Below are 23,045 nucleotides of genomic sequence, written 5' to 3' on the forward strand. Positions count from 1 at the left end.
CTGATCTTCTGAGCGCAGACCGTCCGGCCTGCGGTTCTGCAAATGCCGGGTTCAAGCGGAGGCTGGTCTTAATCGCAGTCTGCGGGTGCCGGCTGGCTTGAACCCGGCGGCGGCGGGGCGCATATTCCTGACCAACAGCTTCTAATTTTCGCAGTTTCGATTTGGGGGACAGATCATGATTTACACAACAGAAGGCCGCGGCCGTCTGTTTGGCTCGATCCTGGAAACGGTGGGCAACACGCCTGCGATCCGGCTGAACAATATCGCGCCGGAGCATGTCACCATCTATGTGAAGTTCGAGGCGTTCAACCCGGCGGGATCGGTGAAGGACCGGCTGGCGCTGAACATCATCGAGGCGGCTGAGCGCGAAGGCAGGCTGAAGCCGGGCCAGACCGTGGTGGAGGCGACCAGCGGCAATACCGGGATCGGCCTAGCAATGGTTTGCGCTGCCAAGGGCTATCCGCTGGTGATCACCATGCACGACGGGTTCTCGGTCGAGCGGCGGCGGCTGATGCGGATGCTGGGCGCCAAAGTGGTGCTGACCCGCAAGGAGGACAAGGCGGTTGGCATGGTTGTGAAGGCCAAGGAGCTGGCGGAGGCCAACGGCTGGTTCCTGGCGCATCAGTTTGAGACCAAGGACAACGCCGACATTCACGAGAGCACCACGGCGCAGGAGATCCTGGGCGATTTTGAGGGCGAACGGCTGGACCACGTGGTGCTGGGCTATGGCACCGGCGGCACGGTGTCGGGCCTTGGGCGGGTGCTGAAAGGCGCGCGGCCTGATCTGAAGATCACCCTCAGCGAGCCGTCGAATGCGGCGCTGGTGCAGTCCGGTGAGGCGCAGGCGCGCAACGACGAAGGCGAGCCTGCGGCGACCCATCCGGCCTTCAACCCGCACCCCATTCAGGGCTGGACCCCGGATTTCATCCCGCTGGTGCTGCAGGAGGCACTGGACAAGGGTTACTTTGATGCGCTGGAGCCGGTGAGCGGTGACGAGAGCATCAAGTGGTCGAAGCGGCTGGCGGCGGAGGAAGGTATCCTCGCCGGAATTTCCAGCGGCGGCAGCCTGGCGGCGGCGATGAAGGTGGCCGAGACCGCGCCCGAGGGTTCTGTGCTGCTGGCGGTGCTGCCGGATACCGGCGAGCGCTACCTGTCGACACCGCTGTTTGAGGACATCCCGGCGGATATGGATGAGGCGGAGCAGGCGCTGTCGGCCTCGACCCCCGGGTATCAGTACTGAGCCCGTGGGCTGCCGCCGGCGCGGAGCTGGTGGCGGCCTTTGCGTAAATGAGTATTTTGGGAAAGATGAAAAGGGGGCGGGCGCGCTCCCTTTTTTTATTGAGAGTTTTGCGCCCGAATGACGCGGGCTGCCTGCAAGTGCGGTCCCTGTGCAGGCTTTGCCGCTTTGCTCGCCTCTTGCCCTTGTGCCGGGGCTGATGCACACTTCCCTTTACAGGAGGGATGTCTGTTTCAATGCCTGGCCCGTTTGCACGGGGGCCAGCCCAAGGTCCTGCTTTGGAAGGAGTGTGCCATGACATCCGATACTGACCGTTCCCTGTCACCGGAAAACCTGAAGCCGCGGCAGCCAAGCGTTCCCGAGGTCAATAGGCTGACTGCAGGTGATATCAGCGCGTCGCTGAAGGCCGGGTTTGCCGATTTTCTGGAACGCCCTGTCATGAGCGGCTTCTTCGGCCTGTTCTATGCGGTTTTCGGCATCCTGTTTGTCTGGTGCCTGGTCTGGCTGGGCAAGATCTGGATGATCATTCCCGCTGCCGTTGGCTTTCCGCTGGTGGCGCCTTTTGCTGCGGCCGGGCTTTATGAGATGTCGCGGCGGATGCAGGCGGGCGAGAGTTTCGGCTGGTCCGAAATCCTCGGCGTCATGGCCAGCCAGCGCAACCGTGAAATGGGCTGGATGGCCTTTGTGACGCTGTTCATTTTCTGGGTGTGGATGTATCAGGTCCGGCTTTGGCTGGCGATCACCCTGCAGAATGCGTCCTTCTCGGATTTCGATGGGTTCCTGCACGCGGTCTTCTTTACGCCGCAGGGCTGGGCCTTTCTTGCGATTGGCACCTGTGCCGGCGCGTTTCTGTCGGCCGTCCTGTTCACGGTGACTGTTGTTGCAATGCCCATGCTGCTGGACCGGGACACCAATTTCGTGACGGCCATGCTGACGTCGATCCGCGTGGTTGCGGAAAATCCGGTGATCATGCTGGGCTGGGCGGCGATCATCACCGCCGCCATGCTGGTGTCGCTGGTTCCGGCGTTTCTGGGCCTGATTGTCACACTGCCTGTTCTGGGACACACGACGTGGCATCTGTACCGGCGGGCGGTGCCGCCGGCGGAGGACGCGGCTGTCCAGCCATCCTCCTCTTGAGCCGTGGCCTGCCTGGGTGTTGAACGGGCAATCTGGCGGGAGGAGAATACGCAAATGAAAAGCCCCGGCGCTTTGGCCGGGGCTCTGCTGTTTACACTGGCGGTGGCGGATTAGGCCAGCATCACCATCGGGTTTTCCAGGTTGTCGACGATCGCTTTCAAGAGGTCCGCGCCGAGGGCGCCGTCGATGACGCGGTGGTCGACCGACATGGTGACGCTCATCACGGTGGCGACCTTCAGCTCGCCGTCCGAACCGACAACCGGTTTCTTGACGCCGGAGCCGACCGCCAGGATGCCCGCGTGCGGCGGGTTCACGATGGCGTCAAAGTTGTCGATGCCGAACATGCCGAGGTTGGAGATCGCAAAGCTGCCGCCCTGGTATTCATGCGGTGCCAGCTTGCGCTCGCGGGCGCGGGAGGCGAGGTCTTTCATCTCTGCCGAAAGCGCCGACAGGGATTTGGTGTCGCTGTCCTGCAGGACCGGGGTGAACAACCCGCCCTCGATGGCGACGGCAACGGCCACGTCGGAGGCTTTCATCTTGAGCACCCGGTCGCCGGCCCAGACCGCGTTGGCGTCCGGCACCGCCTGCAGTGCCAGCGCCACTGCCTTGATGATGAAGTCGTTGACCGAGAGCTTCACACCGCGGCCTTCGAGCTGCTTGTTCAGCTGGGCGCGGAACGCCAGCAGCGCATCCAGCTGGATGTCGCGGCGCAGGTAGAAGTGCGGGATGGTCTGCTTGGCCTCGGTCAGGCGGGCGGCGATGGTCTTGCGCATGCCGTCCAGCTTGACCTCTTCGAAGGCGCGGCCCTCGTACATGCGGGCAACCATGTCAGCGGAGGGGCCGGCAGGGGCAGCAGCAGCAGCAGGCGCGGCGGCCGGAGCGGAAGCTGCCGGGGCAGCGGCGGCTGCGGCCTGCGGCTTGGCGTCCATGACGTCGGCCTTGACGATGCGGCCCTTGGGGCCGGTGCCCTTGATGGCGCTCAGGTCCAGGCCCTTGTCGGCAGCGATGCGGCGGGCCAGCGGGGAGGCGAAGATGCGGTTGCCGTCCGCGCCCTGCGGCGCGGCGGGCGCGGCTTTGGCCTCTTCCTTGGGCGCGGCTGCGGGGGCCTCAGCTTGCGCCGCAGGGGCTTCTTCCTTGGCCGGGGCAGCAGCGCCGCCGCCGGAGGACTGGATGTCATCGGCGCTTTCGCCGTCTTCCAGCAGCACCGCGATCGGAGTGTTGACCTTCACGCCCTCGGAGCCTTCGGCGATCAGGATCTTGCCGACCACGCCTTCGTCCACGGCTTCAAATTCCATGGTGGCCTTGTCGGTTTCGATCTCGGCGATCAGGTCGCCGGAGGAGACGGTGTCGCCCTCCTTGACCAGCCATTTGGCAAGGGTGCCTTCCTCCATGGTGGGAGAAAGCGCGGGCATCAGGATTTCGGTGGGCATGATTTTGTTCTCCCGGCAGGAGTTAATTTAAGTGAAAGAGCCTAGCGCTCGGAAAACGTCGTAGGGTGGCGCTACCGCGTTGAAGGTATTGCAGTTCAAGACTGCAAAGCTCACCTCAGTACGGTGAGCTTTGAGCCAAGCGTCCACCTCAGGTGTCTTGCATTCATCGCTGATCTGCTCACAGAAGAAGGCACGCGGAACAAAGGCCAAGTGACGGACCAAGTTTTGGTCCGTAAACTCGAGAACAGCGCCCTCAATTGTGTTTTTCAGCAATGACAAGCCCATGAAGTTTTACCGGTAGGTCACTTGCTTCACCGCTTCGACCACCTCATCCGTGGTGATCAGCGCGTGGCGTTCCAGGTTGGCGGCATAGGGCATCGGGACGTCCTTGCCGGTGCAGGTCACAACCGGCGCGTCCAGATAGTCGAACGCCTGCTGCATCACCTCGGAGGCGATGTAGCTGCCGACGGAGCCCTGCGGCCAGCCTTCCTCGACGGTGACCAGGCGGTTGGTCTTCTTGACCGACTCGATCACCGTGGGCAGGTCCATGGGCCGGAGCGTCCGCAGGTCGATGACCTCAGCCGAGATACCGTCCTGGGCCAGCTTGTCTGCTGCCTCCAGCGCGTACTTCATGCCGATGCCGAAGGAGACGATGGTGGCGTCAGAACCTTCGCGCCAGATACGGGCCTTGCCAAACGGCACGGTGAAATCGTCCATCTTGGGCACTTCAAAGCTTTGCCCGTAGAGGATTTCGTTCTCGAGGAAGATCACCGGGTTGTTGTCGCGGATCGCGGTCTTCATCAGGCCTTTGGCGTCGGCGGCGGAGTAGGGCATCGCCACCTTGAGGCCGGGGATCTGCATGTACCAGGCGGCGTAGTCCTGGCTATGCTGGGCACCGACGCGGGCGGCGGCGCCGTTGGGGCCGCGGAACACCATCGGGGCGCCCATCTGGCCGCCGGACATATAGAGCGTCTTGGCGGCAGAGTTGATGATGTGGTCAATCGCCTGCATGGCGAAGTTGAAGGTCATGAACTCGACAATCGGGCGCAGGCCGCCGAAGGCGGCGCCGGTGGCGATGCCGGCAAAGCCGTGTTCGGTGATCGGGGTGTCGATCACGCGCTTGGCACCGAACTCATCCAGCAGGCCCTGGGAGACCTTGTAGGCGCCCTGATACTCGGCGACTTCCTCGCCCATCAGGAACACGTCCTCGTCGCGGCGCATTTCCTCGGCCATGGCGTCGCGCAGGGCTTCGCGCACGGTGGTCTGCACCATTTCGGTGCCTTCCGGGTAGTCCGGTTCCAGAACGCGGCTTTCGACCGGTGCGGGCGCGGCGGCGGCAGCAGCGGGGGCTGCGGGCGCCTCAGCTGCCGGTGCCGGAGCTTCAGCAGCCGGGGCAGGGGCGGCGGAGGCGTCGTAGCTTTCGCCGTCTTCCAGCAGGACCGCGATAGGGGTGTTCACTTTCACGCCCTCGGTGCCTTCGCCGATCAGGATCTTGCCGACGGTGCCTTCGTCGACCGCTTCGAACTCCATCGTCGCCTTGTCGGTTTCGATCTCGGCCAGAATGTCGCCGGAGCTTACGGTATCGCCTTCCTTGACCAGCCATTTGGCCAGGGTGCCTTCCTCCATGGTCGGCGACAGGGCGGGCATCAGAATTTCAGTTGCCATGTCTTGTTCTTCCCTCTCAGGCGTAGATGTCGGTCCAGAGTTCGTCCAGGGCCGGCTCGGGGCTTTCCTTGGCGAATTCTGCGGATTTGTTGACGATCTCCTTGATCTCTTTGTCGATCGCCTTGAGGTCTTCCTCGGTCGCGTGCTTGCCGGTCAGCAGCATCTCGCGGACCTGCTCGATCGGGTCGCGCTCCTCGCGCATTTTCTGGACCTCTTCGCGGGTGCGGTACTTGGCCGGGTCCGACATCGAGTGGCCGCGGTAGCGGTAGGTCTTCACCTCAAGGATATAGGGGCCGTCGCCGCTGCGGCAGTGGGCCACGGCACGCTCGCCGGCTTCCTTGACGGACAGCACGTTCATGCCGTCCACCGCTTCGCCCGGGATGCCGAACGCCTTGCCGCGTTCCCAGATCTCGGCGCTGGAGGTGGAGCGCTGCTGCGAGGTGCCCATGGCGTACTGGTTGTTTTCGATCACGAAGACCACCGGCAGTTTCCACAGGGCAGCCATGTTGAAGGTCTCGTAGACCTGGCCCTGGTTGGCGGCGCCGTCACCGAAATAGGCGAAGGTCACGCGGCCGTTGCCCTTGTATTTGTCGGCAAAGGCCAGGCCTGCGCCGATCGGCACCTGGGCGCCGACGATGCCGTGGCCGCCGTAGAAATGCTTCTCCTTGGAGAACATATGCATGGAGCCGCCCTTGCCCTTGGAGTAGCCGCCCTCGCGGCCCGTGAGCTCGGCCATGACGCCATCGGGGTCCATGCCGCAGGCCAGCATGTGGCCGTGGTCGCGGTAGGAGGTGACGCGTTTGTCGCCTTCCTCGGCTGCGGCCTCAAGCCCCACAACAACCGCTTCCTGGCCGATGTAGAGGTGGCAGAAGCCGCCGATCAGGCCCATGCCGTAGAGCTGGCCCGACTTTTCCTCGAATCGGCGGATCAGCAGCATCTCGCGGTAGTGTTTCGTCAGTTCTTCGGCAGAAACGTTTGGTTTCTTTGCGCTTTTTCTAGCGGCCATGGTGGTCAGCTCCCCCTGAAGGCTAGATAGTTTAGTGTTAAACAAATTCATAGCGGGTTTTGGACCGGCTGAATAGTGCTATTCTGCCGCGGGCCGGACCCAGGGTAAAGATCCGCCGATGGCTGCGCAGAAATGCAACAATTGGCGGCTGGCGCAGGAGCGGCGCGGACCTGTTTGGCGGCACACGCCGGCCCGGATCTTGCGGTTACGGACTGGGCCGCGCGGCAAGCGCAAGATCCGGGTCGCCCTGCCGTGTCTTTCCTCCTTTCCTGAATGGCGTGCAAAAACTGAAAGGCATGACCATGGAACTGAAAGACAAGACGATCATCATTACCGGAGCCAGCAGCGGGATCGGCGCGGCCGCGGCGCTGCTGTTTGCCGCTGAGGGGGCGAATGTGGTGCTGGGTGCGCGCCGGGAGGAACGGCTGCGCGCCATTACCGGGCAGATTGAGCAAAGCAATGGGCGCGCAGTTTTCCTGGCCGGGGATGTTTGCGACGCGGCCTATGCCAAGGCGCTTGTTGAATTGGCGGAGGAACGCTTTGGCGGTCTGGACGGCGCGTTTAACAATGCTGGCATGATGGGGGATATAGGCCCCATTGCGGAGATGGAGCCGGGCAATTGGCAATCTGTCCTGACGACCAACCTCACCAGCGCTTTTCTGTCAGCCCGGGCGCAGATTCCAGCGCTGCAGCGGCGGGGCGGCGGGTCCATTGTCTTTACCGGGACCTTTGTCGGCGTCAGCAATGGCGGCATGCCGGGCATGGCGGCCTATGCCGCGTCGAAAGCCGGGCTGCTGGGGCTGACCCAATCGCTGGCCTCAGAGCATGCGGCGGAGGGCGTCCGGGTGAATACGATCCTGCCGGGAGGCACCAAAACGGATATGGCGGGCGATGATCCGGCAGTGCATGAGTTCATCGCGGGCCTGCATCCGCTCAAACGGATGGCGGAGCCGAAGGAGATTGCCCAGTCTGCCATGTTCCTGCTGTCGGACAGGGCAAGCTTTATGACCGGGGCGCCGGTGTCGGTTGATGGGGGTATTTCGGCCCGGTTGCTGTAAGCGTCCTGCTGCCGGCCGCTGTGCGGCCGGCGGCAAATGTTGCAGGACAGATCAGCGGATCACGATCTCGTCCGCGCGGACGAGACCGAGAACCGTGCGTGCCTGTTCGTCGAGGAGGTCAAGGTCGAGGTAGTCGTCGGACAGGCGGCGGGTCAGGTTTTCCATTTCCCCGATCCGTGCTTGGAGGCGGCTGAGATCCTGCTGAAGTTCTTCTGCTTCGGCCTGGATCTCAACCCGTCTGAACAACCCGAAGTCGCCCTGCACCGCCGCAAAGGTGAAATACGCGCTGAGCGCGAATGCGATGGCAAAAAAGGCAATGGCGCCGAGGGACGGCCGTGTGCTTCGGGTCACTTTGGAGGTGCCTGTATGTTACTGCTTATGTTGTATTTTGCGCCGTTTGCCGGCGTCTGAGAGGACTATGCCACAGGCGAATCGTCTTGGGAATCCCAAAACTGTCCACAGGGGTGTTTTTTATCGGTGAAACGCAATGCCCCGGCGCGGCGGCCGGGGCATGACACTGTGGCAGACAGGGTTCTGGGCTTACTGATCCAGCGCCGCGACGCCGGGCAGGGTCTTGCCTTCCATCCACTCCAGGAAGGCGCCGCCGGCGGTGGAGATGTAGGTGAAGTCGCCGGCTGCGCCGGAGGCGTTCAGCGCCGCCACGGTGTCGCCTCCGCCCGCAACCGAGATCAGCTGGCCGGAGCGGGTCATCGCGGCGGCCTTCAGCGCTGCGGCGTTGGTGGCGGCGTCGAACGGTTCCAGCTCAAACGCGCCCAGCGGGCCGTTCCAGATCAGGGTCTTGCTGTTGGCAAAGACTTCGATGATGCGGGCGACGCTTTCGGGGCCTGCGTCCAGGATCATGCCGTCCTCGGGGCACTGGTCGGCGGGCAGCACGTCATGCGGGGCGTTGGATTCGAACTTCTTGGCGACCACGATGTCGGAGGGCAGGATGATCTCGCAGCCCGCGGCCTCGGCCTTGGCGAGGATTTCGGCGGCGGTGTCCTTCATGATGCGTTCAGCCAGGGAAATGCCGACCGGCAGGCCCTTGGCGACCAGGAAGGTGTTGGCCATGCCGCCGCCGATCACCAGGTGGTCGACCTTCTCGATCAGGTTGCCCAGCAGTTCCAGCTTGGTGGAGACCTTGGCGCCGCCGACCACGGCAGTGACCGGGCGCTTGGGCTGGCCCAGGGCGCTTTCCAGCGCTTCCAGCTCTGCCTGCATCAGACGGCCGGCACAGGCGGGCAGCAGGCGGGCGATGGCCTCAGTCGAGGAGTGCGCGCGGTGGGCGGCAGAGAAGGCATCGTTGCAGTAGACCTCGCCCAGGCGGGCCATGCCGGCGGCTAGGTCGGGATCGTTTTTGGTCTCAGCCGCGTGGAAGCGGGTGTTTTCCAAGAGGAGGACTTCGCCGGGCTGCAGGGCGTCCGCGGCGGCTTCGGCCCCGGCGCCGACGCAATCAGCGGCGAACAGGACCTTGGTTTCAAAGGCACGCTCCAGTGTCGGCACCAGCTGGTTCAGCGACAGGTTCTCGCGGCGCTCGCCGCCGGGGCGGCCGAAGTGGGCGAGCAGGATCGGCTTGCCGCCGGCGGCCAGAATGTCGCGCACGGTGGGGGCGATGCGGCGGATGCGGGTGGAGTCGGTCACCACGCCGTCGACGATCGGCACGTTGATATCCACGCGCACCAGCACGCGCTTGCCGTTCAGATCCATGTCGTCGAGTGTTTTCCAGCCCATCTGCCGAGCTCCCTATGGTGAAAGTGCAGGTAAATCCGCGGGCTGTTTCGGGGGTTTTTGCGCATCAGTCAATGCTCCCTTGGCATTTCCGGGCGCTGCCCTTAACTATCGTTGCAAATTTCGACGACAGGAGGGCCACATGGCCGAGATTAAAGATCCCGAAAACACCGTCATCATCGAACTGAAAGACGGCAATGTTGTTATCGAGCTGCTGCCCGACGTGGCGCCAAAGCATTCCGAGCGCATGAAGGAACTGGCCCGCGCAGGTGAGTATGACAACGTCTGCTTCCACCGGGTGATCGACGGTTTCATGGCGCAGACCGGCGACGTGGCCAATGGCGACATGGAAGACGGGTTCAACATCCGCATGGCGGGCACCGGCGGCTCTGACCTGCCGAACCTGCCGGCCGAGTTTTCCAAGCTGCCGCACGACCGCGGCACCCTGGGTGCTGCGCGGTCTGCGAACCCGGACAGCGCCAACTCGCAGTTCTTCATAAACTTCAAGGACAACCACTTCCTGAACGGCCAGTACACCGTTTACGGCCGTGTCATCGAAGGCATGGAGCATGTGGACGCGATCACCCGCGGCGAGCCGCCTGCGAACCCGGACCGGATGATCTCCGTCAAGGTTGCTGCGGATGCGTAAGGCGCTTTCGCTGGTGGCCCTGCTGGCGGCAGGGCCTGCCTTTGCCACCGGCCTGGAGGTTCAGGTCGAAGGCGAAGCCAACGGCACCATCAAGATCGACCTCTTTGAGGACGTGGCGCCTAAGCACGTGGAGCAGATCACCGCACTGGCGGCGGAAGGCAAATACGATGGTGTGGTGTTCCACCGTGTGATCGAGGGCTTCATGGCGCAGACGGGGGACGTGGAATTCGGCCGCATCGGTGGCGACATGAGCTATGCCGGGCGCGGCGGTTCCAGCCGCCCAGACCTGCCGGCCGAGTTCTCCGACCTGGCGTTTGACCGCGGCGTCGTTGGCATGGCCCGTTCGCAAAGCCCGAACAGCGCCAACTCGCAGTTCTTCATCATGTTCGATGCGGGCCATTTCCTGAACGGCCAGTACACGGTTGTCGGCAAGGTCACCGAGGGCATGGATGTGGTCGACGCGATCAAGCGCGGCGCCGGCAACAACGGTTCTGTGATCGGCCAGCCGGATGCGATGACCAAGGTGACCGTGACCGAGTAATTCGGTCCTGTTTCAATAAACCAATTGGCCCGCGCCCGGCGTTCCGGGGGCGGGCTTTTTTGCGTCCAGCACTGACAGGCGGTCACAAGCCCGTGCTTGCCCCTGTTCCCGGCCATTTTACCGCTCTCTAATGAGGCCGGGAGGTGCTGGCCATGTTCCGAAGTTTATTGTTGTGTATGGCGCTGCTGCTGCCGCCGGGTGCTGCCGCCGATCCGAATGTCTGGAAGCGGGAGTGGCCGCAGACCGATTTCAGCCGCACCAATGTGCCGGAGTGGCGCCAGATCCGCTCTGGCGGGGTGGGCAAGGACGCGATCCCGGCGCTGGACAAGCCGCAGTTCGTGGCAACTGCCAAGGCGCGGCGGCTGAAGCCGCGCGAGCCGGTGATCACGCTGGAGATGGACGGCGCCAAGCCGCGGGCCTATCCGCTGCGCTACCTGACCTGGCATGAGATCGTGAACGATGTTGTGGCCGGGATACCGGTTGCGGTGACCTATTGCCCCTTGTGCAATTCTGCGGTGACGTTCGACCGGCGCACCGCGGCGGGGACCCTGAGTTTCGGCGTCAGCGGCAAGCTGCGGTTTTCCGACATGGTGATGTATGACCGTGAGAGCCAGAGCTGGTGGCAGCAGGCCACCGGAACGAGCATCGTGGGACGTATGACCGGCGTACAGCTGAAGACCCTGCCGAGCTGGGTCGAAAGCTGGCAGGAGTTCACCGAACGCAATCCGGATGGGCTGGTGATGGCAGAGCCGGGCTGGAACCGCGATTACGGGCGCAACCCCTACCGCGGCTACGACACTGCGAAGTGGCCGTTTCTTTACGATGGCAGCCCGCCGCCGCACGGGATGGCACCGATGGCGCGGGTGGTAAGGGTTGGAAGCCGGGCCTGGCCGATGGAACGGCTGGCGCAGGAGGGAGAGATCCGTGAGGCCGGGCTGGTGCTGAGCTGGCGGGCAGGGCAGGCCTCTGCTCTGGACACCGGGCGGCTGGCGCAGGGGCGCGACATCGGATCTGTCCGGGTGCGCGACGCGCAGGGGCGGAACATAGCCCATGACGTGATGTTCGCCTTTGCCTTCCACGCCTTCTGGCCGGACGGGCGCTGGATGCTGAAGTGAACGGTAAAGGCAGCTGCGCGGCCGCAAAAGAAAACGCCGCAGGAAAACTCCTGCGGCGCCTGTGCGGTCCCTGTCAGACCCGGCGGTGCTGAGTACCTGCCGTGACGGCGGCTCAGCTTTCGGTTTTGCGGGCCGCGGTGGCGGCCTGAACGGCAGCGGACGGTGCCGGTGCGGCGGCCGGTGCGGCAGCAGCGGCCGGAGCGGACTTGCGGCCGCCCGGGTTCAGCGGGTCGTCCTGGCGCTGCACGGAGCCTTCGAAATGGGCGCCGCTTTCGATTGCGATGGTCTTGTGGATGATGTCGCCCTCAACCCGCGCGGTGGAGGTCAGGCGCACTTTGAGGCCGCGCACACGGCCGACGATGCGGCCATTGATGACCACGTCATCAGCGGTGATTTCACCCTTGATGGTGGCGGTTTCGCCAACGGTCAGCAGATGCGCACGGATGTCGCCCTCGACGGTGCCTTCGACCTGGATGTCGCCGGTGGTCTTGACGTTGCCGGTGATGTGCAGGTCCGAGCTCAGCAGCGATGCGGCGGGCTTGGCCTTGGGCATGCTGGAAGAGTAGTCGCTGGCCGCCGGCGCAGCTGCCGGTGCTGCCGCGGGTGCCGGGGTTGCTTCGGCCTGCTTCGGCCCGGGCTCGTTGATTTTGCTCTTAGAAAACATTTCTCGCAGCCTTGATGTAGATCATGGGGTTAACAGCTTGCCCGTTGACCCTGACCTCGTAGTGGAGGTGGGTCCCGGTGGACCGTCCGGTGTTACCCATATCAGCAATGTGATCCCCGCGCGAGACCCTTTGGCCCTTTGTCACGCGGATCCTGGAGTTATGGGCATATCTGGTTTCGATGCCGAAAGCATGGCGGATGGTGACCATCTTGCCGTAGCCGGATTGCCAGCCGGCATGGGTGACAACGCCGTCGGCGGTGGCAAAGATATCGGTGCCGGTGCTGCCGGCGAAATCGGAGCCTTTGTGCAGGCGGCGGCCGCCTGTTTTCGGGTCGCGGCGGTAGCCGAAGCCGGAGGTCTGGCGCACGTGGCCGAGGTTCACCGGCGTTGCAAAGGGCGCCTGCTGGGCGGCCAGCCGGTAGAGGTTCAGCTGGTCGAGCTTGGCCAGGATCGCATTGGCGCGCAGCGCTTCGGGGCTGGGTTCCTCGCCGCGGGTGGACATTGCCAGCGGCTCCAGCGGGCCGCCCTGGCCGCTGTAGCCGCGGCGCACCTGCTCAAGAATGCGGTCGGGCGGCATGCCGGCGTTGCGGAACATCTTGTCGAGCGGGGTGACGGAGACCGCAACCGCCTCTTCCAATTGGCGGAAGATCTGGCTGTTGCGCTCATTCATCAGCTGCAGTTCCAGCTCCAGCTCGTCGCGCTGCTCCAGCGCGCCGCGGGCGTCGGCCAGGATCTGGTCGCGTTCGGTCGCGGTGTCAGCCAGCACATCCGCGAGCAGGCCCATCTGCGCCTCGGCGCTGGCCATCACGGCATGGGGGCTGGCACCGCCCTCGGATTCTTCCTTCAGCTGCGCCAGTTCCCTGCGGGCGCCGTCGCGCTGGGTCATGGTGTCGCGCAGGGTCGACTGGATCACCTCGATGCCGGTTTCCAGTTCGCGGCGGCGGGTCTCGGATGCCAGCAGTTCCGACTGCATGACAGAGATCTGTGCCAGCGCGGCGTTGAAGCGCTCCTGCGCGGCCAGGGCCTCTTCGGCGCGGGCGTCGCGTTCATCGGAAATGGAATTCAGGCGGGCGCGGTAGGTCTGCTGGTCGCGCTTGGCCAGCTCGCGGAAGTTGCCGGAGCCGATGCTGTCCATCAGAACGATGGCGGTGGCGACGATCGACCAGGCCACAAACAGGGTAACACCGCCCACAGCCACCAGCTGTGTTTCGGAGCGCAGACGGATGAACCTGGTGTCGGTGTCGGACTTGAGGAACACCCGCCGCTCCGGGAAGCGGCGTTCGAGAAAGCTGTGAATTCTGATCGCGAGCCGTGTGCGCAATGTGACTTCCCTGTCTGTCCCGTCGTCCGGTCCGGGGTGCGCCGCTGCCGGGAGCGTCCGGGACCTTGGCCGAAGTCAATAGACAGGGCTGGCCATTTGGGCAAGCCTGTTGACCCATTGCGGCGGGCCGCAGCGGTCAGGGGCAGGGGATCGGCGGGAAATTGCCGAGGGGCACGCGTCGGTTTCTGCGGCCAAGCTCCTGGGGCTGAGGCTTGCGCAACCGGCCGGGGCCAGACGGGCAGAAGGCAGGAGAGTTGTGCAGCCAGGACGTGGTTGATAGCAAGTCATGGTATTTCCAAGAAAGAACTTCCAATGCCGTCCCTTCCTTCCGTCAAAGAGCAGATGCAGAAACCGGAAAACTGCCGGACGATTTTCATGTTTCAGCCGGATCTGGGGGACGCTCGGGACTTTCCGGTGGCTTTTGAACCGCATGTTTTCAGCTACAGCCGAAAGCGCGCGGGCTTCAGAACTGATGCACATCTTTTGGAGCTGCCGGGGACACCTGAGAAGGCGATGGTTTACCGCCCATCGGACATGAGCGGTTGTCAGGAGCTGTTTGGAAATGTCCGGCTTGCGCGGAACAGCGTGCCTGAGTTTCTTCCGGACTGCTTGTCAATTTCAGGCGATCCGGTGATCAGTGCTTCGTTCAAAATGGCGATCCAGGCGGCGGACCCGGAGGGCGCGCATCAGTTCATCCCCTGCATGATGTACAATGCCAAGGGGCAGCGCATTTCGAGCCAGGACTATTTCCATTTTGTCTGCGGCCGCACGGTGTTTCTGCTGGATGGGGACAAACAGTACAGCCAGTTGCGCGGGGACGCGACGCCGTCGTTTCAGAAAGAAATGTTCGACTCGCTGGGGCGGGCGCGGTTCCTGTCACATCTTCCGGTCTGGTGCCACAAGTCCAGCGGCGGGCTGCCAATCTTCTTCTCGCAGGAGGCTTTCGGTCACATCCGGGAGGCAAAGCTGCGGGGATTTGGGGAATTCACCAAGTACAATGGGCGGGACAAGCAGCCGGACGGAACACCGGCAGAGACGGTTGCCCATATCTGGGTGGATATGGATGGCTGAGGCGCTGCCAGAGCCAATCTCTGCCATTCCGCCGGCGGGTGATGCACCGTGCCGAAACGGGGCGGTCAGCCTTGGCGGTCTTCCTGCGCTTCGCTCCAGCCGCTTTCCCAGGCCTGATGGTCGGCGTTGTCGAAGGCGTAAGGGTTGGCGGTGATCGGCTGGCCCGTCATGCCCGCGCGGAACCCCTCGTCGAAATGGGCGCCGCGCGGGTCCATTCCGCAGGGCTTGTGCGCGTTGCGGCGAAGGTGTTCGGCAAATTCCGGGTAACGGGCGAGGTCGGTCTGGTCGAGGCCTTCAGGGTGCTGCTCCAGCGCCCGTCGGCCGCGACGGGTCAGCTGCCAGATGCCTGCTCCCAAAGGTTCCAGAATGCAGGCCGTCTGCAGATCCGCCAGATGGCCCGCAAGCCGGTCGCGCCGCTCTGCCGGCGGCAGGCCCGGGGTTTCGTTCGCTTGCCGGAACAGAGCGTCAAGGGCGGTTTCGCAGCTTTCCAGCGTGACCGGCCCCGAGCTGGCCTTGTGCATGATCAATGCAACAAGGCTGGCGGTGCTCAGCAATGGAAAGTCGTTTTGGAACATAGGTTCAGCCGGATTGCCGGGGCGCACAGTCTACGCCTGTGCGGCCGTCAGGTAAAGGCCGGCGCCTGGCTGTCATTCCTGTCTGCCAGTCAGGGTTACCAGCCGGGCAGCGGTTTCACCTGGTCAGCCAGCGGCCAGTAGAAATCCGGCGGCAGCCCGGCATCGGCGCGTTTTTCCTCGTTGAAGGGCGGTTTCAGCGCACCGCGGAAATACTTGCGCACCAGCGCGTGGAATTCCTCCTTGGGGTCCAGATTGTCCCGCCCGCACAGGAAGTTGAACCATTTGGATCCATAAGCGACGTGGCTGACTTCCTCGGCATAGATCAGCTCCAGCGCCTCCACTGCCTGAGAGAGGTTTGCCTTGCGGAAAATACCGATCATGCCGGGGGTCACGTCTAGGCCGCGGGCCTCCAGAACCATCGGCACCACGGCGAGGCGGCCCATCAGATCCTCTGCGGTATCCTCAGCCGCGCGCCACATGCCAGCATGTGCGGGCAGGGCGCCGTAGTGGCTGTTCAAGACTTCAAGGCAGTCGCACATCAGGTTGAAATGCTTGGATTCCTCATCCGCGGCCTTGACCCAGTCGTCGAAGAACCCCAGCGGCATTGGCACATGCGAGAAGCGGGCGATGATGTCCCAGTGCAGGTCGACGGCATTCAGTTCGATATGGGCCACCGCGTGCAGCAGCGCGATGCGGCCCGCTTCGGATCCCGGCTTGCGCTTGGGCACATCGCGCGGGTTCAGGAGTTCGGGGCTGTCCGGGCGGGCCGGGTGCATCGGCGGACGGGCGGTGCCGATCGGGATTTGCGGCGCATCGCCGGTGCGGCTGGCGAACCATTCGGCGGCATGGCAGCGCGACAGGGCGGTTTTGGCGCGCCCGTCCGCCGTGGTCAGCACTTCTGCGGCGCGTTCGGCGAGCGAAAGGGGCTGATCAGTCATGCGTCTCTCCTGTTTCTGCGGTGCGGCTGGATCACTCAAGAGGCGGGTTCACCTGATTTGAGCGGCAGAGTCCAGTCCGGAAACCGGAGCACTCCCGCGCCTGCGGGAGATCAGCAGGCTGATCGCCCTGGCCGGCTTGGGCATGGCAGTGCGCGTCCCGCGCACTGCGCGCCGCCCCGCCGGGGCGGCGCCGGGCCCAACAGCCGCGGCCCGTGCCCGTCAGGGCACGGGCAGGGCTGGCGGGAGCGCCCCGCCTAAAGGGCGCGAACGGCTTCCAGCACTTCTTCCGCGTGACCGTCGACCTTTACCTTGCGCCAGACGCGGGCAATTTTGCCGTCCGCACCGATCAGGAAGGTGGAGCGCTCGATGCCCCAGTGCTTCTTGCCGTACATGCTTTTCTCTTTCCAGACGCCGTAATCCTCGCAAACGGTGCCCTCGGCATCCGACAGAAGCGGCGTTGTCAGCCCGTGTTTTGCGGTGAAATTCTCATGCTTCTTGAGGCTGTCCTTGGAAATCCCGAAAACGTGAGCGCCGGCATCGGCGAATGCCTGCAAAGCCTCTGAAAAGGCGATGGATTCTTTGGTGCAGCCGGGGGTATTATCGCGGGGATAGAAGAACAGCACCACGGGCGCGCCCTTGAGGCTGGACAAAGTGACCTCTCCGCCGCCGCCGCGGGGCAGGGTAAAGGAAGGGGCGGGATCTGAAACGTCGAGCATTGGCCTGTCTCCTGTCTTTTGCGCAAATCACTGTGCGGCGACCATAACCCATGAGCAGCGAAGGGAAAGCTGAGATCAAACCCGCCGGCGAGAATAACCGCGCCGCCGCCGAGGCGGTGCCGGTGACCGGTCCCGCTCCGGAAACGGATGCGGCTGTTCGGGCTGTGCCGCGGCGGCGGCGCCGCTGGCGGCTGCTGCGCGGGCTGGTCTGGGTGCTGGCGCTGCTGAGTTTTCTGGGCGCTGGCGCAGTCTATTTCGGGGTCGGCACCCGGCTGGATGCGCCGGATTGGGTGCGCAACCGGGTGGAGGCGCGGATTGAGCGGCACCTGAACGGGCTGCAGGTCGAATTCGGCGCCATCAATGTCGTGGTGAACAAGGGCTGGCGGCCGCGGGTGAGCCTGCGGGATGTGGTGCTGCGGCACCCGGACGGCAGCGTCTTTGCCCAGCTGGCCGATGCCCAGGCAAGCCTGGCGATGCGGCCCCTGCTGCAGGGCCGGATCCAGCCCAAGCGGATCGCCCTGAGCGGGCTGTTTGCGGCGCTCAGGCGCAACGAGGACGGCAGCCTGGCGCTGAGCTTTGCTAGCGGTGCGGCACCGTCGCGGCGCGCTGCCAGCCTGGTGGAACTGATCGAGCAATGGGACAGCCAGTTGCAGAAGCCGGTGCTGGCTGCGCTGACCGAGGTTGAGACCAGCGAATTGACGCTGTCCTATACTGACGACCGTCTGGGCCGCGGCTGGACTCTGGACGGCGGCAGGATCGGATTGCAGCGGGAGGGCGGCTCGGTCTCCTTGTCGGCGGCCTTCTCGGTCCTGAGCGGACGCGGCGAGGTTGGCACGGTGGAAGCCAGCTATACCTCCGAAATCGGCAGCCCCGAGGCGGAGTTCGGGGTGCTGGTCTCCGAGATCGCCAGTGAGGATATCGCGGTGCAGAGCCCGGCGCTTGGCTGGCTGGGGGTTCTGCGGGCGCCGATCTCCGGGTCGTTGCGCGGCGGCGTGGCGGCGGATGGCGTGGTGCAGCCGGTTCAGGCCAGCCTGCGGATCGGCGAAGGGGTGATCCAGCCTGCGGCGCAGACCCGTCCGGTGCCGATCACCGGCGCGCGCAGCTATTTCACCTATGATCCGGCGGCCCAGCTTCTGGCGTTCTCGGAACTGAGCATTGAAAGCGGCTGGGGCTCCGGGGTGATGCAGGGCCAGGCAAGCCTGGCCGGGGTGCAGAACGGCCAGCTGGCCGGGCTGGTCGGGCAGCTGCGGTTCTCCGATCTGAAGCTGAACCCGCGCCGCCTGTTTGAAACCCCGGTGGAGTTTCCTGCGGTGGATGCGGATTTCGATCTGCGGCTCAAGCCCTTCCGGCTGCGGCTGGGAGAGATGCTGGTGCATGACGGCGGCAGCCGCATTCACTTTGACGGCACCGTCGGCGCTGGCCCTGAGGGCTGGGACTATGACCTGAACGGCAGCGTCGACCAGGTGCAGGTGAAGCGGGTCAAGGAATTGTGGCCCTCGGTGCTGGCGCCCAAACCGCGGGAGTGGGTGGGTGAGAACCTGCACGCCGGGCTGGTGCGCGATGTGGGTTTCCACATGCGCGGCCGCGGCAGCGGCAAACCGTTTGTCAGCCTGGATCTGGCGTTTGAGGGCGCCGAGGTGGTGTTTCAGAAATTCATGCCGCCGGTGAGGGGCGGATCCGGTCAGCTGAGCCTGTACGGCCAGCGGTTTGTGGTCACGGCCTCCGGCGGCACGATCACAGCGGACCAAGGCGGCGAAGTGGAGGTTGCCGGCACGTCCTTTATTATCCCGGATGTTACCGCCAAGGACGGAACGCCTGGGATTGCCCGGATCAAGGCGCGCGGATCTGCCACGGCGGCGCTGTCGCTGCTGAACCGGGAGCCCCTGCGGGTGATGGACAAGGCCAATCTGCCGGTGGACCTGGCGGAAGGGCAGGTGGAGGCCGAGGGCACGCTGGCGCTGCCGCTGCAGAAGAAGATTCCGGTGGAGCAGATCCTGTATCATTACAGCGGCACGGTGCAGGGTGTTCAGTCCGCCAAGCTGGTGCCGGGCCATGTTGCGAAGGCACCGCTGCTGCGGGTTGAGGGTGATCAGGGGCAGGTGAGGATCAGCGGCGATGGCAGCCTGTCTGGCGTGCCGCTGAGCGCCAGTTGGCGGCAGAAGATTGGCAAGGGTGCCGCGCCGGACAGCCGGGTCGAAGGGACGATCGAACTGTCGCCGGCAGCAGTCGAGGCGTTCCGGATCGGCTTGCCGCGCGGGTCGGTTACCGGCAAGGCGCAGGGGCGCTATGCAGTGGACCTGAAGCCGGGGGTGCCGCCACAGCTGACACTGGAGTCGGATCTGCGGGGTGCGGGGCTCCGGATCCCGGAAATCAGCTGGCGCAAGGGAGAAAGCGCAACCGGCAAACTGTCTTTGACCGCGACCCTCGGTGAGAGCGCCGCAGTGGACAGGCTGGAACTGGAGGCGCCGGGCCTGTCAGCCACTGGCCAGGTCACGACGCACAAGAGCGGTGGGCTGAACCAGGCAGTGCTCACCTCGGCGCGGGCGGGAAACTGGTTTCAGGGCGCGGTGACCTTCACCGGCCGGGGCGCCGCAGCACCAGCGATTGAGGTGACCGGCGGTCGGCTGGACCTGAACCGGTCGCCGTTTTCGGATACGTCAAACGGTGGCGGCAGCGGCGGCCGAGGCGGTGATGTACCGGTGACACTGCGGCTGCAGAACCTGCAAGTGACTGACAGCATCGGGCTGCAGAACTTCCAGGGCAGGTTTTCCACCCGCGGCGGCATGAACGGGGAGTTCACCGCACGTTTGAACGGTCAGACGCCGGTGGCCGGTACGGTGGTGCCGCAGAACGGCGGCACTGCCTCGCGCATCCGCTCCAATGATGCGGGCGGGGTGTTCCGCTCTGCCGGGGTGTTCGGGCATGGCCGCGGCGGCAGCTTTGACATGACGCTGGTGCCGGCCGCGGGGGCGCCGGGCGAATATGACGGCAGGGTCGCGGTCCGCAACATCCGTGTGAAGAACGCGCCTTCGATGGCGGCGATCCTGAACGCGATCAGCCTGGTAGGCCTTCTGGACGAGATGACCGGCCAAGGCATCCTGTTCACCAGCATGGAGGGCCGGTTCCGGCTGGGGGCTTCGCATCTGATCCTGCATCAGAGCAGCGCGGTCGGCCCGTCCATGGGGCTGTCGCTGGACGGCAATTTCGACCTGAACAGCAGCCGGCTGAACATGCGCGGGGTGATCTCGCCTGTTTACCTTCTGAATGCCATCGGGCGGGTGTTGTCGCCGCGGGACGGCGAAGGTCTGTTCGGGTTCACCTTCACCCTGCGCGGAACCGCTGATGACCCATCGGTCACGGTGAACCCGCTTGCAGGGCTGGCACCGGGTTTCCTGCGCGAGATCTTCCGCGGTCCGGCGCCGGAGGTGCCTGGTGACACCAGGGCGTTCTCAGCCGACGGTGAGGAGCTGGAGGAAGGCCAGGAACAGGTCCGCGAACCGCGGGGATCTGACAAGTAAACCTTGCAGAGGGCGAAAATCGCCATAGATTTCTCCCGCTGCACAGCCTATAGCGCGCGCCATGAAACTCAGCGATTTCGACTTCGACCTGCCCGACGACCTGATTGCCACCCGGCCTGCCAACCCGCGCAGCTCGGCCCGCTTGCTGGTGGCCGAGGGCGGTGCCCTGCACGATGGGCAAGTGACCGATCTGACCCGCTGGCTGCAGCCCGGCGACCGGCTGGTGCTGAATGATACCAAGGTGATCCCGGCCCGCCTGAGCGGGCTGCGGCACCGCGACAGCGCGCAAGGCCCCGTGGCGGCCAGGATCGAGGCGACCCTGCTGGAACCCCGCGCCGATGGCAGCTGGGCCGCGCTGCTGAAGCCCCTGAAGAAGATCAAAGCGGGTGAGGAGATTGTCTTCTCTCAAAACCTGAGCGCCAGGCTTGAAGCCATCGACGACGGCCAGGGGCAGCTGCGCTTCAATCTGAGCGGCACCGATTTTGATGCTGCATTGGCAGAGGCTGGCGCGATGCCGCTGCCGCCCTATATCGCCGCCAAGCGTGCCGCGGATGAGCAGGACAAGACCGACTATCAGACCGTCTGGGCCAAAAATTCCGGCGCGGTGGCGGCGCCGACGGCCTCCCTTCATTTCGACGCGCCGCTGCTGGAGGCGCTGAAGGCGCGCGGAGTTGAGATTTCCTATGTCACCCTGCATGTGGGCGCGGGCACCTTTCTGCCGGTCAAGGTGGAGGATGTGACCACCCACCGGATGCACGCGGAATGGGGCAAGGTGAGCGAAGAGGCCGCAGCAGAGATCGCCGCAACCAAGGCTGCAGGCGGGCGGGTGATTCCGGTCGGCACCACGGCGCTGCGGCTGATCGAAAGCGCCGCCAAGGACGGCCGGATCCATGCTTGGGAAGGTGACACCGACATCTTTATCTATCCGGGGTTTGCGTTCCAGGTGGCGGATGCGCTGATGACCAACTTCCACCTGCCGAAATCGACGCTGCTGATGCTGGTCTCGGCGCTGATGGGGCAGGGAGAGATCCGCAAGATCTATGATCACGCGGTCGAAAGCCGCTACCGGTTCTTCTCTTATGGCGATGCGTCGCTTTTGATCCCGGCAAAGGCGAATACATCTCAGAAATGCGGCACGGAATCGTAGACAAGCGCCGCAACTATGGAACCCTGAAGGCGCGCAAAGGGTTCATTAAACTGAAATCGGAATCGGCGATACCGGCCCGGCGGGCTTGATCGCCCGGACATAACAATCAAAACTGATAGCAGCCCGTCCCATTGTGGAGGGCTGCTTTGCTTTCGAAGGAGGCATGAAAATGCTGCAGGTGCTGTCGAGCGCATGGGCGCTGCTGCTGGGGGTTTGCTTGCTGATGGTGGGCAACGGCCTGCAGGGCACCATGCTGGGTGTGCGCGGCGAACTCGAGGGTTTTTCGACCTTCCAGATGTCGATCGTGATGGCGGCCTATTTTGTGGGCTTCCTGGGCGGTTCGCGGCTGGCGCCGGAGATGATCCGCCGCGTCGGCCATGTGCGTGTCTTTGCGGCGCTGGCCTCTTTCATCTCGGCGGTAATGATCCTCTATCCGCTGCTGCCCAACACCATTGCCTGGGCGCTGGGGCGGATGATCATCGGCTTCTGCTTCTCCGGCGTGTATGTGACGGCGGAAAGCTGGCTGAACAATGCGGCTGACAACACCAACCGCGGCAAGGCGCTGTCGCTCTACATGATCGTGCAGACCATCGGCATCATTGCCGCGCAGATGATGATCCAGATCGGCGACCCGGCCGGGTATGAGGCGTTCATCATCGCGTCGATCCTGGTTTCTGTCTCCTTCGGGCCGATCCTCTTGTCGATCTCGCCGACGCCGGCCTTTGACACCACCAAGCCGATGACCCTGCGCCAGCTGTTTGAAACCTCGCCGCTGGGCTGTGTTGGCATGTTCCTGCTGGGCGGCGTGTTCTCGGCCCAGTTCGGGATGAGCGCGGTTTACGGCTCTGCCGCCGGGCTGACACTGTGGCAGCTGTCGGTCTTTGTCTCCACCTTCTATGTGGGGGCGATGCTGCTGCAGTACCCGCTGGGCTGGCTGTCGGACCGCATGGACCGCCGTTTCCTGATCCTGGCGGCCGCCCTGGCTGGCGGCATCGGCGCGGTGCTGGGCTTCCTGTTCGGGATGGAGTTCAAGATGCTGCTGGTGGCGGCTTTCTTCATCGGCGGGCTGTCGAACCCGCTCTATTCGCTGCTGATCGCCTATACCAACGACTATCTGGAGCATGACGACATGGCGGCGGCTTCCGGCGGACTGATCTTCATCAACGGGCTGGGCGCCATCGCCGGGCCGCTGATCACCGGCTGGCTGATGGAGGATGCCGTGTTCGGGCCCGCGGGGTTCTTCACCTTCATCGGCGCGCTGATGTTTGCGATGGCCGCCTATGCCGCCTACCGCGCGACGCAGCGTGCGGCGGTTCCTGTCGATGAAACCGGCAGCTTTGCCGCGATGTCGCCGACGGCAACGCCGGTGGCTGTGGAGTTTGCCCAGGAATACGCCATCGAAAGCGAACTGGAGGAGCAGGAAACTGCCCAAGAAACAGTCTGATTGCGCTAACCGACCGGAATTGTGAGGATTATTTCACACAATGGGGTTGTCTGACGCAATTTGTGACCCAAGGTTACTTGTAAAG

General features: G+C 64.3%; 20 protein-coding genes. 10 read left to right on the forward strand and 10 right to left on the reverse strand.

Going from position 1 to position 23,045, the window contains the following annotated elements:
- The first annotated feature begins 175 nt into the window (after positions 1 to 175).
- Together cysK and RA26_RS08740 are read left to right on the forward strand one after the other, a co-directional pair.
- A complete protein-coding gene (gene cysK, locus RA26_RS08735; RefSeq protein ID WP_039182725.1) occupies positions 176 to 1,240 on the forward strand; it encodes a cysteine synthase A in 1,065 nt (354 codons plus the stop codon).
- Between the two features lie 291 nt (positions 1,241 to 1,531).
- Positions 1,532 to 2,374, forward strand: coding sequence for a DUF2189 domain-containing protein (locus tag RA26_RS08740; protein WP_039182726.1), 843 nt, complete (start codon positions 1,532 to 1,534; stop codon positions 2,372 to 2,374).
- Between the two features lie 110 nt (positions 2,375 to 2,484).
- Here RA26_RS08740 and RA26_RS08745 read toward each other — a convergent pair whose 3' ends face one another.
- The 3 genes from RA26_RS08745 to pdhA form a co-directional block, all read right to left on the reverse strand.
- Positions 2,485 to 3,804, reverse strand: a complete 1,320-nt coding sequence (locus RA26_RS08745) for a pyruvate dehydrogenase complex dihydrolipoamide acetyltransferase (RefSeq protein ID WP_039182728.1) — start codon at positions 3,802 to 3,804, stop codon at positions 2,485 to 2,487.
- 291 nt (positions 3,805 to 4,095) lie between these two features.
- The gene (locus RA26_RS08755) at positions 4,096 to 5,469 is read right to left on the reverse strand and encodes a pyruvate dehydrogenase complex E1 component subunit beta (protein ID WP_039182733.1); all 1,374 of its coding nucleotides are present in this window, start codon (positions 5,467 to 5,469) and stop codon (positions 4,096 to 4,098) included.
- Positions 5,470 to 5,485: 16 nt separating this feature from the next.
- Positions 5,486 to 6,475, reverse strand: a complete 990-nt coding sequence (gene pdhA / locus RA26_RS08760) for a pyruvate dehydrogenase (acetyl-transferring) E1 component subunit alpha (protein WP_039146169.1) — start codon at positions 6,473 to 6,475, stop codon at positions 5,486 to 5,488.
- Between the two features lie 302 nt (positions 6,476 to 6,777).
- Between pdhA and RA26_RS08765 the strand changes: the two genes are divergently transcribed.
- Positions 6,778 to 7,533, forward strand: coding sequence for an SDR family oxidoreductase (locus RA26_RS08765; protein ID WP_039183412.1), 756 nt, complete (start codon positions 6,778 to 6,780; stop codon positions 7,531 to 7,533).
- Positions 7,534 to 7,584: 51 nt separating this feature from the next.
- On the opposite strand, the gene RA26_RS08770 is transcribed toward RA26_RS08765, so the two are convergent.
- Complete coding sequence (locus RA26_RS08770; RefSeq protein ID WP_039182735.1) at positions 7,585 to 7,884, reverse strand: FtsB family cell division protein; 300 nt, start codon at positions 7,882 to 7,884, stop codon at positions 7,585 to 7,587.
- A gap of 189 nt (positions 7,885 to 8,073) precedes the next feature.
- Positions 8,074 to 9,264 carry a phosphoglycerate kinase gene (locus RA26_RS08775; RefSeq protein ID WP_039182738.1) on the reverse strand — a complete coding sequence of 397 codons (1,191 nt, stop codon included), beginning with the start codon at positions 9,262 to 9,264 and terminating at the stop codon, positions 8,074 to 8,076.
- Positions 9,265 to 9,403: 139 nt separating this feature from the next.
- Between RA26_RS08775 and RA26_RS08780 the strand changes: the two genes are divergently transcribed.
- The 3 genes from RA26_RS08780 (at position 9,404) to RA26_RS08790 (ending at position 11,566) form a co-directional block, all read left to right on the forward strand.
- A complete protein-coding gene (locus tag RA26_RS08780) occupies positions 9,404 to 9,910 on the forward strand; it encodes a peptidylprolyl isomerase (RefSeq protein WP_039123978.1) in 507 nt (168 codons plus the stop codon).
- Positions 9,903 to 10,451 carry a peptidylprolyl isomerase gene (locus RA26_RS08785; protein ID WP_039182740.1) on the forward strand — a complete coding sequence of 183 codons (549 nt, stop codon included), beginning with the start codon at positions 9,903 to 9,905 and terminating at the stop codon, positions 10,449 to 10,451. The genes RA26_RS08780 and RA26_RS08785 overlap by 8 nt, the downstream gene beginning before the upstream one ends.
- Before the next feature lie 176 nt (positions 10,452 to 10,627).
- Positions 10,628 to 11,566, forward strand: coding sequence for a DUF3179 domain-containing protein (locus RA26_RS08790; protein WP_241482613.1), 939 nt, complete (start codon positions 10,628 to 10,630; stop codon positions 11,564 to 11,566).
- Positions 11,567 to 11,678: 112 nt separating this feature from the next.
- Here RA26_RS08790 and RA26_RS08795 read toward each other — a convergent pair whose 3' ends face one another.
- Positions 11,679 to 12,230, reverse strand: a complete 552-nt coding sequence (locus RA26_RS08795; RefSeq protein WP_039182745.1) for a bactofilin family protein — start codon at positions 12,228 to 12,230, stop codon at positions 11,679 to 11,681.
- A complete protein-coding gene (locus RA26_RS08800) occupies positions 12,220 to 13,551 on the reverse strand; it encodes a M23 family metallopeptidase (RefSeq protein ID WP_039182748.1) in 1,332 nt (443 codons plus the stop codon). Before RA26_RS08800 ends, RA26_RS08795 begins: the two co-directional genes overlap by 11 nt.
- Before the next feature lie 96 nt (positions 13,552 to 13,647).
- On the opposite strand from RA26_RS08800, the gene RA26_RS08805 reads away from it, so the two are divergent.
- The gene (locus RA26_RS08805) at positions 13,648 to 14,622 is read left to right on the forward strand and encodes an imm11 family protein (protein ID WP_152612578.1); all 975 of its coding nucleotides are present in this window, start codon (positions 13,648 to 13,650) and stop codon (positions 14,620 to 14,622) included.
- A 65-nt stretch (positions 14,623 to 14,687) separates the two neighbouring features.
- On the opposite strand, the gene RA26_RS08810 is transcribed toward RA26_RS08805, so the two are convergent.
- The 3 genes from RA26_RS08810 to RA26_RS08820 form a co-directional block, all read right to left on the reverse strand.
- The gene (locus RA26_RS08810) at positions 14,688 to 15,197 is read right to left on the reverse strand and encodes a ribosome modulation factor (RefSeq protein ID WP_039182753.1); all 510 of its coding nucleotides are present in this window, start codon (positions 15,195 to 15,197) and stop codon (positions 14,688 to 14,690) included.
- Between the two features lie 95 nt (positions 15,198 to 15,292).
- Positions 15,293 to 16,135: a ferritin-like domain-containing protein gene (locus RA26_RS08815; RefSeq protein ID WP_039182757.1), complete on the reverse strand. Its 843-nt coding sequence runs from the start codon at positions 16,133 to 16,135 to the stop codon at positions 15,293 to 15,295.
- A gap of 254 nt (positions 16,136 to 16,389) precedes the next feature.
- Positions 16,390 to 16,851, reverse strand: coding sequence for a peroxiredoxin (locus tag RA26_RS08820; RefSeq protein ID WP_039182760.1), 462 nt, complete (start codon positions 16,849 to 16,851; stop codon positions 16,390 to 16,392).
- Positions 16,852 to 16,901: 50 nt separating this feature from the next.
- Between RA26_RS08820 and RA26_RS08825 the strand changes: the two genes are divergently transcribed.
- The 3 genes from RA26_RS08825 to RA26_RS08835 all read left to right on the forward strand — a co-directional run bounded on the left by RA26_RS08825 (position 16,902) and on the right by RA26_RS08835 (position 22,960).
- Positions 16,902 to 20,369 carry a YhdP family protein gene (locus RA26_RS08825; protein WP_039182764.1) on the forward strand — a complete coding sequence of 1,156 codons (3,468 nt, stop codon included), beginning with the start codon at positions 16,902 to 16,904 and terminating at the stop codon, positions 20,367 to 20,369.
- 61 nt (positions 20,370 to 20,430) lie between these two features.
- Positions 20,431 to 21,516, forward strand: a complete 1,086-nt coding sequence (queA, locus tag RA26_RS08830; protein ID WP_039182767.1) for a tRNA preQ1(34) S-adenosylmethionine ribosyltransferase-isomerase QueA — start codon at positions 20,431 to 20,433, stop codon at positions 21,514 to 21,516.
- 169 nt (positions 21,517 to 21,685) lie between these two features.
- Entirely contained in the window at positions 21,686 to 22,960 is a 1,275-nt protein-coding gene (locus tag RA26_RS08835) for an MFS transporter (protein WP_039183414.1), read from the forward strand.
- Positions 22,961 to 23,045: the final 85 nt, after the last annotated feature.

It is taken from the genome of Leisingera sp. ANG-M7, assembly GCF_000813965.1.
Taxonomy (GTDB): Bacteria; Pseudomonadota; Alphaproteobacteria; order Rhodobacterales; family Rhodobacteraceae; genus Leisingera.

Excerpts from the sequence above, each read along its gene's own strand:
- RA26_RS08775 (WP_039182738.1), bottom strand. The coding sequence starts at position 9,264 with ATGGGCTGGAAAACACTCGACGACATGGATCTGAACGGCAAGCGCGTG.
- RA26_RS08835 (WP_039183414.1), top strand. The coding sequence starts at position 21,686 with ATGCTGCAGGTGCTGTCGAGCGCATGGGCGCTGCTGCTGGGGGTTTGC.
- RA26_RS08820 (WP_039182760.1), bottom strand. The coding sequence starts at position 16,851 with ATGCTCGACGTTTCAGATCCCGCCCCTTCCTTTACCCTGCCCCGCGGC.
- RA26_RS08795 (WP_039182745.1), bottom strand. The coding sequence starts at position 12,230 with ATGTTTTCTAAGAGCAAAATCAACGAGCCCGGGCCGAAGCAGGCCGAA.
- pdhA (WP_039146169.1), bottom strand. The coding sequence starts at position 6,475 with ATGGCCGCTAGAAAAAGCGCAAAGAAACCAAACGTTTCTGCCGAAGAA.
- queA (WP_039182767.1), top strand. The coding sequence starts at position 20,431 with ATGAAACTCAGCGATTTCGACTTCGACCTGCCCGACGACCTGATTGCC.
- RA26_RS08815 (WP_039182757.1), bottom strand. The coding sequence starts at position 16,135 with ATGACTGATCAGCCCCTTTCGCTCGCCGAACGCGCCGCAGAAGTGCTG.
- RA26_RS08755 (WP_039182733.1), bottom strand. The coding sequence starts at position 5,469 with ATGGCAACTGAAATTCTGATGCCCGCCCTGTCGCCGACCATGGAGGAA.
- RA26_RS08740 (WP_039182726.1), top strand. The coding sequence starts at position 1,532 with ATGACATCCGATACTGACCGTTCCCTGTCACCGGAAAACCTGAAGCCG.
- RA26_RS08790 (WP_241482613.1), top strand. The coding sequence starts at position 10,628 with ATGGCGCTGCTGCTGCCGCCGGGTGCTGCCGCCGATCCGAATGTCTGG.
- RA26_RS08780 (WP_039123978.1), top strand. The coding sequence starts at position 9,404 with ATGGCCGAGATTAAAGATCCCGAAAACACCGTCATCATCGAACTGAAA.
- RA26_RS08765 (WP_039183412.1), top strand. The coding sequence starts at position 6,778 with ATGGAACTGAAAGACAAGACGATCATCATTACCGGAGCCAGCAGCGGG.
- RA26_RS08810 (WP_039182753.1), bottom strand. The coding sequence starts at position 15,197 with ATGTTCCAAAACGACTTTCCATTGCTGAGCACCGCCAGCCTTGTTGCA.
- cysK (WP_039182725.1), top strand. The coding sequence starts at position 176 with ATGATTTACACAACAGAAGGCCGCGGCCGTCTGTTTGGCTCGATCCTG.
- RA26_RS08745 (WP_039182728.1), bottom strand. The coding sequence starts at position 3,804 with ATGCCCACCGAAATCCTGATGCCCGCGCTTTCTCCCACCATGGAGGAA.
- RA26_RS08825 (WP_039182764.1), top strand. The coding sequence starts at position 16,902 with ATGAGCAGCGAAGGGAAAGCTGAGATCAAACCCGCCGGCGAGAATAAC.
- RA26_RS08785 (WP_039182740.1), top strand. The coding sequence starts at position 9,903 with ATGCGTAAGGCGCTTTCGCTGGTGGCCCTGCTGGCGGCAGGGCCTGCC.